Genomic DNA, 14,072 nt, shown 5'->3' with positions numbered 1-14,072 from the left:
TTATTGGCCCAGTTGTTCGGCCATTTCGGCCGAGCGGTGCGCGGCGGCGCCGAGTGCTTTTTCCACCAGGGCTTCGAAGCCGCCGGCCTGGAATGATTTGATGGCCGCTTCGGTGGTGCCGGCCGGAGACGTCACGCGACGGCGCAGCTCGGCCGCATCGACGTCGCTGGACACCGCCATGTGGGCGGCGCCGAGGGCCGTCTGCAAGGTCAACTGGGCGGCGGTCTCGCGGGGCAGGCCGAGTTTCTCGCCGGCGGCGGTCATGGCTTCGATCAGCAGGAAGAAATACGCCGGGCCCGAGCCGGAGACGGCGGTGACGGCATCCAGTTGCTGCTCGGTCTCCAGCCACAGCGCCAGGCCGACGGCCGACAGCAGTTCTTCGGCCTGCTGGCGCTGTCCGGCGCTCACTTGGCCGGTTGCATACAGGCCGCTGACACCCTGGCGTAGCAGGGCCGGGGTGTTGGGCATGCAGCGCACGATCGGCTGGGCGCCGAGCCAGTTGTTCATGCTCGCGCAGGTAATGCCCGCGGCGATCGACACCACCAGTTGATGAGGCTGGAGATTCGGGCGAAGGGCTTTGCAGACGGTCTTCATCGCTTGCGGCTTGACCGCCAGCACGATGACGTCCACGCCGTCGATGGCCTGGGCGTTGTCGGCGAAGGTTTCGATGCCGTGCTCGGCGCTGACCCGCTTGCGAGTCTCTTCACCCGGATCGCTGGCGCGAATCATGGATGCGTCCAGGCCCTTGGCCCGCAGGCCGCCGATCAGGCTGGCGGCCATGTTGCCGGCGCCGATAAAGGCAATACGCGTGTTGCTCATGACAGGTCCTTATAAAGAGATGAATGGATCAGCTGGGTGTTTGACCGTAGTCGCGAGCGCCAAACAATGCAGTACCGATGCGCACCCAGGTGGCGCCTTGGGCGATGGCGGATTCGAGGTCATGGCTCATACCCATGGATAACGTATCCAGGGGCAGGTCCAGGCTGGCTTGCAGGCGCTGGACGGCCGCAAACGCCGCGTCCTGCTCGGCGCGATCGTCGGTCGGTTCGGGAATGGCCATCAACCCGCGCAACGTGAGATGCGGCAATGCAGCGATGGCCTTGGCGAGGGCTGGCAGGTCCGTTGGTGTGCAACCGGATTTACTGGCTTCGCCGCTGACGTTGACCTGGATGCAGATGTTCAACGGCGGCAGCTCGGCCGGGCGCTGCTCGGACAGGCGTTGGGCGATTTTCAGGCGGTCCACGGAGTGCACCCAGTCGAAATGTTCGGCAATAGCGCGCGTCTTGTTCGATTGAATGGGGCCGATGAAGTGCCAGATCAAGGGCAGGTCGGTCAGTTCCGCCTGCTTGCCGAGCGCTTCTTGCAGGTAGTTCTCGCCGAAGTCCCTGAGGCCGGCGGCATAGGCTTCGCGCAGGGCCTGGGCGGGCTTGGTCTTGCTCACTGCCAGCAGCTGGACGCTGCCTGCGGCACGCTGGGCGGCTTGCTCCGCCGCATGGATGCGCGATCTAACCTGAGCAATGTTGTCTGCTATCGTGGTCATAAAGAAAGGCCAGCGGGTCTGAGGTTCGCGGCATTCTACTGGAATTGAGGAGCGCTATGGATATCACTGAACTGTTGGCCTTCAGCGCCAAACAGGGGGCGTCGGACCTGCACCTGTCCGCCGGGCTGCCGCCGATGATCCGTGTCGACGGCGATGTGCGACGGATAAACCTGCCGGCACTGGACCATAAACAGGTTCATGAGCTGATCTACGACATCATGAACGACCGGCAGCGAGTGGATTACGAGAAATTTCTGGAAACGGATTTCTCCTTCGACGTGCCGGGTGTGGCGCGGTTCAGGGTCAACGCCTTCAATCAGAATCGTGGCGCCGGGGCGGTGTTCCGGACCATCCCGTCGAAAGTCCTGACCATGGAAGACCTGGGCATGGGCGAGGTGTTTCGCAAGATCACCGAGGCCCCACGCGGGCTCGTACTGGTGACCGGGCCTACTGGTTCAGGCAAGTCCACGACCCTGGCGGCGATGATCGATTACCTGAATAGCCACAAGCACCATCACATCCTTACCATCGAGGACCCGATCGAGTTCGTCCATGAACCGCGCAAATGTCTGATCAACCAGCGCGAGGTGCACCGCGACACCCAAGGTTTTTCCACGGCCCTGCGCTCGGCCCTGCGGGAAGACCCGGACGTGATCCTGGTGGGGGAAATGCGTGACCTGGAAACCATTCGCCTGGCGCTGACCGCCGCTGAAACCGGGCACTTGGTGTTTGGTACGCTGCACACCACATCGGCAGCCAAGACCATTGACCGGGTGGTGGATGTGTTCCCCGGCGACGAAAAGTCCATGGTTCGCTCGATGCTGTCGGAGTCGCTTCAAGCGGTGATCTCCCAGACGCTGGTCAAGAAGATCGGTGGCGGCCGGGTCGCTGCACACGAAATCATGCTCGGCACCTCGGCGATCCGCAATCTTATCCGGGAAGACAAGATCGCGCAGATGTATTCGTCGATCCAGACCGGCGGCTCGCTGGGGATGCAGACGCTGGACATGTGCCTGAAAGAGTTGGTGAACAAGGGGCTGATCAGCCGCGAACATGCGCGGGAGCGGGCGCGTACGCCGGATAACTTTTAGAGATGTGGTGCTTTTGCAGGCCTCATCGCGAGCAAGCTCGCTCCCACACTTGATCTTCAGTGACCACAGAAATTGTGTTCGCCGCAAATCAAATGTGGGAGCGAGCTTGCTCGCGATGAGGCAGTCAGTTGCAACACAAATGCTGGCTCAGCGCTGAACCACCCGCATCGCACCCGGCTCTTTCGGCAGCACCCGCTTGGCAACCACGTAATGGGTGTTCCAATACGGCTTGTTCAGCGTGTCGATGGTCACCGACTTGCCCCGCCGTGGCGCGTGGATGAAGCGGTCGTTGCCCAGGTAGATCGCCACGTGGTTGACCCGGCGGCTCTTGAGCTTGAAGAAAATCAGGTCGCCAGGCTTCAAGTCCTTGCGCTCGACTTTCTCGCCATGACCGGCAGCCATCGCATTGGAGGTGCGCGGCAGGTCGAACGTGGCGTCGTTGAAGGCGTACTTCACCAAACCGCTGCAATCGAAACCTTTGCTTGGGCTGCTGCCGCCCCAGCGGTAAGGTGTGCCCAGTACATTCACGGCGCGGCTCAACACGTTGCTGCTCGCTTTGGTCGCCATGGGCGGAACCAGCTTGCTGTTGGTCGTGCTCAGGCGCTGGGTGCCTGGGTTGTTTTTGCTCCCTGGAGCAGAAACATGGGATTTCGGGGTGTAGCCGTTGACGTTGGGAAGACGTTGCTCACGATTGGTGGCGTGGGCGGCCAGTGGCAATAATAGGCAGATGGTCAGCCATGTCTTGAAAAATGGACGCATTAGGCAAGGCTCATAAAGGTTAGCGCGCAACTTTATAACAGCTTTTTTCGCCGTTTCGAGGCCGTTTGTCGATCCGGAACCCAGCCTGAACCCTGCACAATTGCGACAATTGACCCAATTGTCCGACAAGACCCCCATAACACGGGCGTTTCACAGGTCCGAGTCGCTCAGGACCGCTTGTCGGCGAGACACAAAAAAGTCACAAAAAGTCCGAACAAATTTTTCTATCGAGGCAAAAGAGGCCATTCATGAACAGCTATCAGCAGGACGCAACCCGTGACACCCATAGCAAAGTGATCGGGTATCTGCTCTGGATTTTCGGCTTCACCGGTGCGCACCGTTTCTATTACGGCAAGCCGGTGACTGGCACGATCTGGTTCTTCACCTTCGGCCTGCTGGGCATCGGTTGGTTGATCGACCTGTTCCTGATCCCGGCCATGGACCGCGAAGCGGATCTGCGTTTCACCCCGGGACCTATCGAATACACCGTGGCGTGGATTCTGCTGACCTTCCTCGGCGTCTTGGGCGTGCATCGCATGTATCAGGGGAAGTGGCTCAGCGGGATTATCTATCTGCTGACCGGCGGGGTGTTTTTCCTGGGTGTGCTGTATGACTTCTGGACGCTGAACGACCAGGTGTCGATTCGTAATGCGCAGAAGCGTGGGGCTTTTCACTAAGACCGAGTTGCCTGCATCGCGAGCAAGCTCGCTCCCACACTGGATCGGAGGTGTTCACATATCCTGTGTTCACCGAGATCCCTGTGGGAGCGAGCTTGCTCGCGATAGGAGCGACGCGGTTTTTCAGGCCTGGTGGGTAATCCGCCCATCCATCAGCGTATAGCGCACCACCCCCGGCAGGCTGTGACCGAGGAACGGGCAGTTGTCGCCCTTGGAGCGCCAGGCTTCGCCAGCCACGGTGGACGCGGCGGGGTCGAACAGCACCAGGTCCGCCGCCGCACCCACGGCCAGTTTCCCGACCGGCAATTGCAGGGCCTGGGCCGGGCCGGCGCTCAGGCGCGCCAGCAAGGTTGGCAAGTCCAGCAAGCCGTCCTCCACCAGCGTCATGGCCAGCGGCAACAGCAGTTCAACGCTGCTGATGCCCGGTTCGGTGGCGCCGAAGGGTGCCAGCTTGGCGTCGCGCTCGTGGGGCTGGTGATGGCTGGAAATGGCCGAGATCACCCCGGACTTCACCGCCTCGCGCAAACCTTCGCGGTCGGCGCGGGTGCGCAGCGGCGGCTGGACGTGATAGACGCTGTTGAAATCGATCAGCGCCTCATCGGTCAGGATCAACTGATACAGCGCCACGTCGGCGGTCACCGGCAAGCCGCGGGCCTGGGCCTGGGCGATCAGCGCCGCGCCACGGGCGCTGGTCAGTTGGCTGAAGTGGGCGCGCACGCCGCTTTGTTCCACCAGCAGCAGGTCCCGGGCCAGGGCCACGGTCTCGGCCGTTTCCGGAATGCCCGGCAGGCCGAGGAAGCTGGCGGTCGGGCCTTCATGGGCGAGACCGCCTTCGGCCAGGTCGTGATCCTGGGAATTGAAGATGACGGTCAGGCCGAAAGTCGCCGCATATTCCAGTGCGCGACACAGCGTACGGGTGTTGCGGAAGCTGTTCAGGCCATTGCCGAACGCCACGCACCCGGCATCACGCAGGGCGATCAGCTCGGCCAATTGCTCGCCATCGAGGCCTTTGCTCAGTGCGCCAATCGGGAAAACCTTGGTGTTGCCGGCTTCGCGGGCGCGGTCGAGGATCAGTTCGGCCACGGCCGATGTGTCCAGCACCGGTTTGGTCTGCGGTGGGCAGCACAGGCTGGTCACGCCACCGGCGGCGGCGGCGCGGGTTTCGCTGACGATGCTGCCTTTGCGGCTGTAGCCCGGCTCGCGCAGGGCGACGTTGAGGTCCACCAGGCCAGGGGCGGCGACCAGGCCTTGGGCGTCGAGGGTCTCGACCGCCGCGAAGCCTGCCGGCGCCGCGCCAAGGGCGACGACCTTGCAGGCATCGATATGAATGTCGGTCACTTGATCCAGGCCGCTGGCCGGATCGATCACGCGTGCGCCGAGAATGCTGAGCTTCACTGGGCGTTCTCCTGGTCAAATTGGCGCTGGGCCGTTTGCCCGCTCATGGCCATGGACAGCACGGCCATGCGGATGGCGATGCCGTAGGTCACTTGGTTGAGGATCACCGAATGCGGCCCGTCGGCCACCGCCGACTCGATCTCCACGCCGCGGTTGATCGGCCCCGGGTGCATGACGATGGCATCCGGCTTGGCCCCGGCCAGGCGCGCGGTGGTCAAGCCGAACAAGCGGTAGAACTCGCCTTCGCTGGGCAGCAGGCCGCCGGTCATGCGTTCGCGTTGCAGGCGCAGCATGATCACCACGTCCACATCCTTCAGGCCTTCGGTCATGTCGGTGTAGACCTTCACACCGTATTGCTCGACGCCGATGGGCAGCAGGGTTTTCGGCGCGATCACGCGGATGTCCGGGCAGCCGAGGGTCTTGAGGGCCAGCATGTTCGAGCGGGCCACCCGCGAGTGCAGGATGTCGCCGACGATGGCCACCGACAGGTTCTCGAAGCTGCCCTTGTGCCGGCGGATGGTCAGCATGTCCAGCATGCCCTGGGTCGGGTGGGCGTGACGGCCGTCGCCGCCGTTGATGATCGCCACTTGCGGGCACACGTGTTCGGCAATGAAGTGCGCTGCACCGGAATCACCGTGGCGCACGACGAACATGTCGGCGGCCATGGCTTCGAGGTTACGCAGGGTGTCGAGCAGGGTTTCACCCTTGCTCGCCGAGGACGTGGAGACGTTGAGGGTGATCACGTCCGCCGACAGCCGCTGGGCCGCCAGTTCGAAGGTGGTACGGGTGCGGGTGGAGTTTTCGAAGAACACGTTGCACACGGTCTTGCCGCGCAGCAACGGGACTTTCTTCACCGCACGGGCGCCAACTTCGAGGAACGAGTCGGCGGTGTCGAGGATTTCTGTCAGCAGCTCGCGGCGCAGGCCGTCGAGGGACAGGAAGTGCCGCAGCTGGCCCTGATCGTTGAGCTGCAGCGGGCGCTTGGTTTCGAGAGGCGTCATCGCGATGGACTCTTACAAGGGCAGTTAAAGGGCAAGGTCTTGCAGTTCGAGTTGCAGCGGCGACGGCCCGGAGAGCTTGACCCGCTCATGGGCGGCCAGCGTCAGTGTCGCGCCGACCACGTTCGGCCGGATCGGCAGCTCGGCGGCGTCCAGGTCCAGCAGGCACACCAGCGTCACGCTGGCCGGGCGGCCGTAATCGAACAGTTCGTTCATGGCGGCGCGGATGGTCCGGCCGCTCATCAGGACGTCGTCGATCAGCACCAGGTGCTGGCCTTCGATCTCGAATGGCAGGGCCGAGGGGCGCACTTGCGGGTGCAGGCCGTTCTGGCTGAAGTCGTCGCGGTAGAAGGACACGTCCAGGGTACCCAGCGGCGAATCGCTGCCCAGTTCATCGAGCAAGGCCTGGGCAACCCAGACGCCGCCAGTGCGGATGCCGATGTAGCGCGGTTCGCTGATGCCGCGTTGTTCCAGGTGCGCCGTAAGACGGATCGCCATCTGGCTGATCAGTTCGGCGGGATTGGGCAGGCTCATGCTGGCTCCTTCAGGTTTCCGGGTCGGTGCTCGTGACTCGGTTTATCGCTAAAAGAAAGCGCCTTGGCGGCGCTTTCAAAAAATCAGGTTTCGAACAGGGCGGTATTGGCATCGAGCCAGCCCTGCAACAGCAGGGCGGCGGCGATGGCGTCCACCGGGTTGTCGCGGTAACTGCCTTTCTGCCCGCCGCGCACCAGGCGTTCGCCCTTGGCCTCGAAGGTCGTCAGGCGCTCATCATGGGTATAGAAGGGCAGGTTGAAGCGGCCGTTGAGCCGGCGGGCGAACTTTTCGGCGCGCAGGCACATGTCGCTGGGCGTGCCGTCCATGTTCAGCGGCAGGCCGACCACCACGGCGTCGGGTTTCCATTCCTTGATCAGCGCTTCGACCTGGTTCCAGTCCGGAACGCCATTCTGCGCCTTCAAGGTGCACAGCTCACGGGCCTGGCCGGTAATGACCTGGCCGACCGCAACGCCGATCTGTTTGGTGCCGTAATCGAAGCCCAGCAGCAAGCGCAAGGCCATCAGGCGTGTCCCGCCTGGCTGGTGAGCAGGCTGAGGTTGACACCCAACCGGCTGGCCGCCGCTTCCAGGCGCAGTTCGCTGCTGGTATTGAAGAGGATGTCGGCGTCGAACGGGCAGGTCAGCCAGGCGTTATCCGCCAGCTCGGCTTCCAGTTGCCCGGGTTCCCAACCGGCATAGCCGAGGGCAATCAGGCTTTTTTGCGGGCCGACGCCGTCGGCGATGGCGAACAGCACGTCCTGGGAGGTGGACAGCGACACACCGTCCAGGTCCACCGTGGCCTGGAATTTGGGGCCCGACGGATGGAGCACGAAACCGCGATCGGTCTGCACCGGGCCACCCATGAAAATCGGCACATGCTGGCACAGCAGTGGCGGTTCGACCTCGGGGCGCAATTGCTCAAGGATGTCCGCCAGGTTCAGCTCCTGCGGGCGGTTGACCACCAATCCCATGGCCCCGTTCGCCGTGTGCTCGACGATGTAGGTCAAGGTGTGGGCAAAGTTCGGATCGGCCATGTGCGGCATGGCGATCAGGAAATGATGCTTGAGGTAGGTGGGGCTGACGTTTTTCATAGGCGCTAGTGTGGCGGGGCAGGGCCGAACTGACAAGCCAGGAAATGCCTGAGACTGTCACCGATCCCCTGTGGGAGCGAGCTTGCTCGCGATAGCAATTGATCATTCAACACAGAGGTCGACTGACCGTCCGCTATCGCGAGCAAGCTCGCTCCCACAAGGGAATTGGGTGGTTATCAGTTACTGGACAGCCGATCACCGCGGGCAAACTTCCAGGTGCGGATGATTTCCAGGCGGTCGATGTCCGACAGGTCCCCGGTGAACGGCGCGAACGGCGCGGCCAGGCGTACGATCCGCTGGGCGGCCTGGTCCAGCAGGGGTTGGCCGGAGGATTCGAGCACCAGCACCTCGTACAGCGAGCCGTCGCGGTTGATCGAGACCATTAGCCGCAGGTTGCCGTAGATCTGTTTGCGCCGGGCTTCCTCGGGGTAATTGAGGTTGCCGATGCGCTCGACCTTCTTGCGCCACTCATCCTTGTACCAGGCACCCTTGTCGCGCATGGTCGAAGCGGCACTGAGGCGGTGAATGCGCGGACGCTTGGCGTACAGCTGTTGCTCCTGGGCCAGCTCGGCTTCCAGGCTGGCGATGTCGCTGGAAAGCTGCGAGCTGTCGAAGGTCGGCTCAGGCGCCTTGGGCTTCGGATCGGGCTTGACCTCTTCCTTGACCGGGGCCTTTTTCGGCTTCGGCGCCACGGTGGTCACGGCAGCCTTGGGCGCCGTCTCCTGAACCTCCGGCTTGGCGGCCGGCGGTGGGGTGATCTTCTGGACTTTGTTGTCCTGGAACGGCGCGATCTCGGTGGTCTTGGGCGTTGCTTTCTTTTCCAGGGTGCCGCTGCCTTGCTGGTTTTCCTGGGCGAGAAAGTCGGCCTTCCTGGGCTTGGTCTCGCTCTTAAACGTCGCCAGGGTAATTTCCAGGGTCTGGCTGATCTGCTTGGGCTCGACCGTGGCAAAGCCGACGCCCAGCAGCACGGCCAGGTGGACCAGGGCCGCCAGGAACAGGGTAAAACCGAGACGATCGGCCGCGCGCACGCCACGATGGGCGAGCTCTAGGGGCAGATCGGACGGGAGTGTCATGGCAAAAAAACCAACATCGCGGGTTTCACAGGCCGGGCATGATAACGCAATGTTGGTTTTTAGCTTCAAGCCTCAAGCTGCAAGCGACAAGCTGCATCAAACTTGTCGCTTGTGACTTGCCGCTTGCAGCTGCTTCTCGATGGCATCCATCAGCATCCCGCCGATGTCGGTGCCGAAGGCATTGTCGATTTCGCGGATGCAGGTCGGGCTGGTGACGTTGATTTCCGTCAGGTGCTCGCCGATCACGTCCAGGCCGACGAACAACAGGCCTTTTTCCCGCAGCGTCGGGCCGACCTGGGCGGCGATCCAGCGGTCCTTGTCGGTCAGCGGACGGGCTTCGCCACGACCACCGGCCGCCAGGTTGCCACGGGTTTCGCCGGCCGCCGGGATGCGCGCCAGGCAATAGTCCACGGGCTCGCCGTCGATCATCAGGATGCGTTTGTCGCCGTCGATGATGGCCGGCAGGTAGCCCTGGATCATGATTTGCTGCTTGCCGTGCAAGGTCAGGGTTTCCAGGATCACCGACAGGTTCGGGTGGCCGGCGGTGTGGCGGAAGATCGAAGAACCGCCCATGCCGTCCAGCGGCTTGAGGATAACGTCGCCGTGATGATCGGCGAATTCACGCAACACGTCCGGACGACGGCTGACGATGGTCGGCGGCGTGCATTGCGGGAACAGCGTGGCGAACAGCTTTTCATTGCAGTCGCGCAGGCTCTGCGGCTTGTTGACCACCAGCACGCCGGCGTTTTCAGCCTGTTCCAGCAGATAGGTGGAGTACACGAACTCCATGTCGAACGGCGGATCCTTGCGCATCAGGATCACGTCCAGGTCGCTCAGCAGTGCATCGCTTTCCTCGCCCAGTTCGAACCATTTCTCCGGGTTGGCGAAGACTTTCAGCGGTTTCATCCGCGCCCGGGCCTGGCCTTCGGCCTGGTAGAGGTCGCGCTGCTCCATGTAGAACAGTTCCCAGCCGCGCTTCTGAGCGGCCAGCAGCATGGCCAGCGAGCTATCCTTCTTGTAGGAAATGCTGGCGATTGGGTCCATGACAATGCCGACGCGTACGCTCATGGCTTGGTTCCTCATAATTTCGATGGGCACAAATGGCGTGAAAAAGTGGCGTCAGAGTGGCGCCCGGAAGATTGGCGGTCAAGGAAAAACCACCGTGCCGAGCGGCTGATAGATCGGCGATGGAGACTGTGCTAAAAAGGCTGCCATGTGACGTGCGGGCCTTGAACATCAAGGGTTTGCGCTGTCGTTCACACTTATGCGTTAAAAACCGGTTCGCAGTGGCAATGGCAGAGCAATCTACGCAGCAGCAACCCAGCGCCTTGAAGGTCATGGTCATCGACGACTCGAAGACTATCCGCCGCACCGCCGAAACCCTGCTGCGCAACGTCGGTTGCGAGGTAATCACGGCGGTCGACGGCTTCGATGCGCTGGCCAAGATCGTCGACCATCATCCAGGCATTATCTTTGTCGACATCATGATGCCGCGCCTGGACGGTTACCAGACCTGCGCCCTGATCAAGAACAACGGGGCCTTCAAGGCGACGCCAGTGATCATGCTGTCGTCCCGCGATGGCCTGTTCGACAAGGCCAAGGGGCGCATCGTCGGCTCCGATCAGTTTCTGACCAAGCCTTTCAGCAAGGAAGAATTGCTGGGCGCGATACAGGCCCATGTCCCGGGCTTTTCCGCTGTCCAGCCGCACCAGGCAAACTCATGACGCTCGGCCTGCGGGCCCGAGGTCTACAGAAAATGGGGAACACCATGGCACGAGTTCTGATCGTCGATGATTCGCCGACTGAAATGTACAAACTGACCGGCATGCTGGAAAAGCACGGTCATCAGGTTCTCAAGGCTGAGAACGGCGCCGATGGCGTGGCACTGGCCCGCCAGGAAAAACCCGACGCGGTATTGATGGACATCGTCATGCCCGGCCTCAACGGGTTCCAGGCCACTCGCCAACTGACCAAGGACCCGGACACCGGGCACATTCCGGTGATCATCATCACCACCAAGGACCAGGAAACCGACAAGGTCTGGGGCACCCGCCAGGGCGCGAGGGATTACCTGACCAAACCGGTGGATGAAGACACCCTGATCGCAACCCTGAACAAAGTACTGGGTTGAACGCACGGCCATGAGCCAATCCCTGACCGCTTTCGAGCTGTTGCTGCGGATCGATCGGCGCTGTCGGTTGCTGGGCGCGGACCTGCCGTCCCAACCGGTCCACCGCGACACCTGGAGCGGTATCGGCTTTCGCCTGGGCGAACACTGGTTCGTGGCGCCCATGGGTGAAGTCAGCGAAGTGCTGCACGAGCCGCGTCACACGCCGTTGCCCGGGGTCAAGCCATGGGTTCGCGGAGTGGCTAACCTGCGCGGGCGTTTGCTGCCGTTGATGGATCTGTGCGGCTTCTTCGGCCATGAACTGTCCAGCGTGCGCAAGCAGCGGCGGGTGCTGGTGGTGGACCATGACGAGGTGTTCGCCGGTTTGCTGGTGGACGAAGTGCTCGGCCTGCAGCATTTTGCCCGGGACGGCCTGGAGTCGGCCCCGGCGAACGACCTCGATGGCCCGGAGACGGCCTTCGTCCAGGGCCGGTTCGAGGGCGAGCGGCAGTGGCAGGTGTTCAGTCCGTTTGCCCTGGCGCGGTCGTCGGGATTCATGGATGTGGCGGTTTAACAGGCCGCAGCGCGGCCCCTGTGGGAGCGAGCTTGCTCGCGATAGCGCCAGTGCAGTCAACATTGATGCAAGCTGTACCGCCGCTATCGCGAGCAAGCTCGCTCCCACATTTGAATGGCGGTGGTTTGGGGTTTTGGGGACAGGCGAGAACCGATGATCAAAGCAAAAACAGGCAAGCCACTGGAAGCGTCGCGCAGTCGTTCGCAGATCATCGTGCTGTTCGTCGCGTTGATTGTCTTCATCATGCTGTTGTTCGCCAACTTCGCGTACCTCAACATCCAGTCCACCTATGACAAGCAATACATCGGGCACGCCGGTGAGCTGCGGGTGTTGTCCCAGCGCATTGCCAAGAACGCCACCGAGGCCGCCGCCGGCAAGGCCGCCGCGTTCAAATTGCTGAGCGATGCGCGCAATGATTTCGCCCAGCGCTGGGGTTATCTGAAGCAGGGCGACCCGGTCACCGGCCTGCCGCCTGCGCCTGCCACCCTGCGTCCGCAGATGCGCGCCGTGCAGCTGGACTGGGAGCGCCTGCTCAAGAACACCGATGCCATTCTTTCCAGCGAACAAACCGTCTTGTCGCTGCATCAGGTCGCGGCGACGCTGGCCGAAACCGTGCCGCAACTGCAAGTCGAATACGAGAAAGTCGTCGAAATCCTCCTGCAAAGGGGCGCACCGGCCCCCCAGGTGGCCATGGCCCAGCGCCAATCGCTGCTGGCCGAGCGGATTCTCGGCGCGGTGAATACCGTGTTGGCGGGGGACGAAAACGCCAGCCAGGCCGCCGATACGTTCGGTCGTGATGCCGCGCGTTTCGGCCAGGTGCTCAACGGCATGCTGCAAGGCGACCCGACCTTGAAGATTTCCCAGGTGCAGGACCGCGATGCCCGGGCGCGCCTGAGCGAAATCAGTGAGCTGTTCGAGTTCGTCTCGGGCTCGGTGGATGAAATCCTCGAGACCTCCCCGGAACTGTTCAAGGTTCGCGAATCGGCGGGCAACATCTTCAACCTGTCGCAAACCCTGCTGGATGAAGCCTCGCACCTGGCTTCGGCGTTCGAAAACCTGGCGGGCGGGCGCTCCGTCAACACCATTGGCGGTTATGTGCTGGGTCTGCTGGCGCTGATGTCGATCATCCTCATCGGCCTGGTGATGGTTCGCGAAACCAACCGCCAGTTGCGCGAAACGGCGGAAAAGAACGAACGCAACCAGAACGCGATCATGCGCTTGCTGGACGAGATCGAAGACCTGGCCGACGGCGACCTGACCGTCACCGCCTCGGTCACCGAGGATTTCACCGGGACCATCGCCGATTCCATCAATTATTCGGTGGACCAGCTGCGCGATCTGGTGGCGACGATCAACCTCACTGCCGGCCAGGTGGCCGCCGCGGTGCAGGAGACCCAGGCCACGGCGATGCACCTGGCCCAGGCGTCCGAACACCAGGCCCAGCAAATTTCCGAAGCTTCGACTTCAATCAATGAAATGGCCCAATCCATCGACCAGGTGTCGGCCAATGCCGCCGAATCGTCGGCGGTGGCCGAGCGCTCCGTGGAGATCGCCAACAAGGGCAACGAGGTGGTGCACAACACCATTCATGGCATGGACAACATCCGCGAGCAGATCCAGGACACCGCCAAGCGCATCAAGCGCCTGGGCGAGTCGTCCCAGGAAATTGGCGACATTGTCAGCCTGATCGACGACATCGCCGACCAGACCAACATCCTGGCGCTCAACGCCGCGATCCAGGCGTCCATGGCCGGTGATGCCGGGCGCGGCTTTGCGGTGGTGGCCGATGAAGTTCAGCGGCTGGCGGAGCGCTCCTCGGCCGCGACGCGGCAGATCGAAACGCTGGTGCGAGCGATCCAGGCCGATACCAACGAGGCGGTGATTTCCATGGAACAGACCACCACCGAAGTGGTGCGCGGCGCCCGGCTGGCCCAGGATGCCGGCGTGGCCCTGGAAGAAATCGAAGGCGTGTCCAAGACCCTGGCGGCGCTGATCCAGAGTATTTCCAACGCGGCGCAGCAACAGACCACCTCGGCGGGCCAGATATCCTTGACCATGAACGTGATCCAGCAGATCACTTCGCAAACGTCCTCGGGCTCCACGGCCACGGCAGAGAGCATCGGCAACCTGGCGAAAATGGCCAGCCAACTGCGCCGGTCGGTGTCAGGGTTCACCTTGCCGGCGGGGCCGGCTGGCGATGAGGACAAGCAGTAACTGACCAGCCCTGCATATTG

Annotated in this window: 16 protein-coding genes; 6 read left to right on the top strand and 10 right to left on the bottom strand. The window is 62.6% G+C overall.

What is annotated here, in order from left to right; genetic code table 11:
• Together proC and KSS97_RS27325 are read right to left on the bottom strand one after the other, a co-directional pair.
• A complete protein-coding gene (gene proC, locus KSS97_RS27330) occupies positions 1–819 on the bottom strand; it encodes a pyrroline-5-carboxylate reductase (RefSeq protein ID WP_217860557.1) in 819 nt (272 codons plus the stop codon).
• A gap of 28 nt (positions 820–847) precedes the next feature.
• Positions 848–1,540: a YggS family pyridoxal phosphate-dependent enzyme gene (locus tag KSS97_RS27325; protein ID WP_198796878.1), complete on the bottom strand. Its 693-nt coding sequence runs from the start codon at positions 1,538–1,540 to the stop codon at positions 848–850.
• A 56-nt stretch (positions 1,541–1,596) separates the two neighbouring features.
• Here KSS97_RS27325 and KSS97_RS27320 point away from each other — a divergent pair, with 56 nt between their 5' ends.
• The gene (locus tag KSS97_RS27320; RefSeq protein WP_198796877.1) at positions 1,597–2,631 is read left to right on the top strand and encodes a type IV pilus twitching motility protein PilT; all 1,035 of its coding nucleotides are present in this window, start codon (positions 1,597–1,599) and stop codon (positions 2,629–2,631) included.
• Positions 2,632–2,778: 147 nt separating this feature from the next.
• Here the strand turns inward: KSS97_RS27320 and KSS97_RS27315 are convergent, their stop codons facing one another.
• Positions 2,779–3,390, bottom strand: coding sequence for a C40 family peptidase (locus KSS97_RS27315; RefSeq protein WP_030137908.1), 612 nt, complete (start codon positions 3,388–3,390; stop codon positions 2,779–2,781).
• A gap of 248 nt (positions 3,391–3,638) precedes the next feature.
• On the opposite strand from KSS97_RS27315, the gene KSS97_RS27310 reads away from it, so the two are divergent.
• Entirely contained in the window at positions 3,639–4,067 is a 429-nt protein-coding gene (locus KSS97_RS27310) for an NINE protein (RefSeq protein WP_030137907.1), read from the top strand.
• 123 nt (positions 4,068–4,190) lie between these two features.
• On the opposite strand, the gene KSS97_RS27305 is transcribed toward KSS97_RS27310, so the two are convergent.
• The 7 genes from KSS97_RS27305 to gshB all read right to left on the bottom strand — a co-directional run bounded on the left by KSS97_RS27305 (position 4,191) and on the right by gshB (position 10,225).
• Positions 4,191–5,462 (bottom strand): dihydroorotase, encoded by a 1,272-nt coding sequence (locus KSS97_RS27305; RefSeq protein ID WP_217860556.1) that lies wholly within the window; start codon positions 5,460–5,462, stop codon positions 4,191–4,193.
• Complete coding sequence (locus KSS97_RS27300; RefSeq protein ID WP_003177495.1) at positions 5,459–6,463, bottom strand: aspartate carbamoyltransferase catalytic subunit; 1,005 nt, start codon at positions 6,461–6,463, stop codon at positions 5,459–5,461. The genes KSS97_RS27305 and KSS97_RS27300 overlap by 4 nt, the downstream gene beginning before the upstream one ends.
• A 24-nt stretch (positions 6,464–6,487) precedes the next feature.
• A complete protein-coding gene (pyrR, locus tag KSS97_RS27295; RefSeq protein WP_030137905.1) occupies positions 6,488–6,994 on the bottom strand; it encodes a bifunctional pyr operon transcriptional regulator/uracil phosphoribosyltransferase PyrR in 507 nt (168 codons plus the stop codon).
• 83 nt (positions 6,995–7,077) lie between these two features.
• On the bottom strand, positions 7,078–7,515 hold the full coding sequence (gene ruvX / locus KSS97_RS27290; protein WP_030137904.1) for a Holliday junction resolvase RuvX: 438 nt from the start codon (positions 7,513–7,515) through the stop codon (positions 7,078–7,080).
• Entirely contained in the window at positions 7,515–8,084 is a 570-nt protein-coding gene (locus KSS97_RS27285) for a YqgE/AlgH family protein (RefSeq protein WP_030137903.1), read from the bottom strand. The genes ruvX and KSS97_RS27285 overlap by 1 nt, the downstream gene beginning before the upstream one ends.
• Positions 8,085–8,260: 176 nt before the next feature.
• Entirely contained in the window at positions 8,261–9,157 is an 897-nt protein-coding gene (locus KSS97_RS27280) for an energy transducer TonB (RefSeq protein WP_030137902.1), read from the bottom strand.
• Positions 9,158–9,253: 96 nt separating this feature from the next.
• Complete coding sequence (gene gshB, locus KSS97_RS27275) at positions 9,254–10,225, bottom strand: glutathione synthase (RefSeq protein ID WP_217860555.1); 972 nt, start codon at positions 10,223–10,225, stop codon at positions 9,254–9,256.
• A gap of 224 nt (positions 10,226–10,449) precedes the next feature.
• Between gshB and KSS97_RS27270 the strand changes: the two genes are divergently transcribed.
• From KSS97_RS27270 to KSS97_RS27255, 4 genes are all read left to right on the top strand, one after another.
• Positions 10,450–10,881 (top strand): response regulator, encoded by a 432-nt coding sequence (locus KSS97_RS27270; RefSeq protein WP_030137900.1) that lies wholly within the window; start codon positions 10,450–10,452, stop codon positions 10,879–10,881.
• Positions 10,882–10,925: 44 nt separating this feature from the next.
• Positions 10,926–11,288, top strand: a complete 363-nt coding sequence (pilH, locus tag KSS97_RS27265) for a twitching motility response regulator PilH (protein ID WP_030137899.1) — start codon at positions 10,926–10,928, stop codon at positions 11,286–11,288.
• Between the two features lie 10 nt (positions 11,289–11,298).
• Entirely contained in the window at positions 11,299–11,838 is a 540-nt protein-coding gene (locus KSS97_RS27260; RefSeq protein WP_217860554.1) for a chemotaxis protein CheW, read from the top strand.
• A 153-nt stretch (positions 11,839–11,991) separates the two neighbouring features.
• On the top strand, positions 11,992–14,052 hold the full coding sequence (locus KSS97_RS27255; protein ID WP_030137897.1) for a methyl-accepting chemotaxis protein: 2,061 nt from the start codon (positions 11,992–11,994) through the stop codon (positions 14,050–14,052).
• Positions 14,053–14,072: the final 20 nt, after the last annotated feature.

This window comes from Pseudomonas alvandae, assembly GCF_019141525.1.
GTDB classification, from domain to species: Bacteria; Pseudomonadota; Gammaproteobacteria; order Pseudomonadales; family Pseudomonadaceae; genus Aquipseudomonas; species Aquipseudomonas alvandae.
The sequence above is the reverse complement of the archived record's forward strand: the minus strand, read 5'-3'. Positions and strand labels throughout refer to the sequence as shown.